Source organism: Microbispora sp. ZYX-F-249 (assembly GCF_039649665.1).
Taxonomy (GTDB): Bacteria; Actinomycetota; Actinomycetes; order Streptosporangiales; family Streptosporangiaceae; genus Microbispora; species Microbispora maris.
The window spans coordinates 1-379 of sequence record NZ_JBDJAW010000184.1; the positions used below are offsets into that span (position 1 = coordinate 1).

A 379-nucleotide genomic window follows, 5' to 3' on the forward strand; every position below is an offset into this window, starting at 1 on the left:
CTGCACCCGCCGGAACCCGTGCTCGGCACTGCCGATGGTGTGGTCGTGGAACCACAGCTCGTTCATCGCCTCGAAGTCGAAGGACAGGCTGCCCAGCGACCCGTTGACCTCGACCCGCAGCGCGTTCTTGTGCCCGGTCGCGAACCGGGTGGCCTCGAACGACGCCAGGCCGCCGCCGCTGAGCCGGCCGATGAACAGCGCGGCGTCGTCGACGGTGACCGGGCCCCTCCCGGTGCCGCCGCCGGCGGAGAGCCCGGACGAGCTGGCGGCCAGCGGACGCTCCTTGACGAAGGTCTCGGTCACCGCCGAGACCCCGACGAGCCGCTGACCGGTGATGAACTCGGCGGTGTCGATGATGTGGGCGCCGATGTCGCCGAGC

General features: G+C 71.5%; 1 protein-coding gene. It reads right to left on the reverse strand.

Annotation, left to right across the window (positions count from 1 at the left end):
- Positions 1-379, reverse strand: a 379-nt coding sequence (locus AAH991_RS40335; protein ID WP_346231221.1) for a Gfo/Idh/MocA family protein, incomplete at both ends; no start/stop codon positions are given.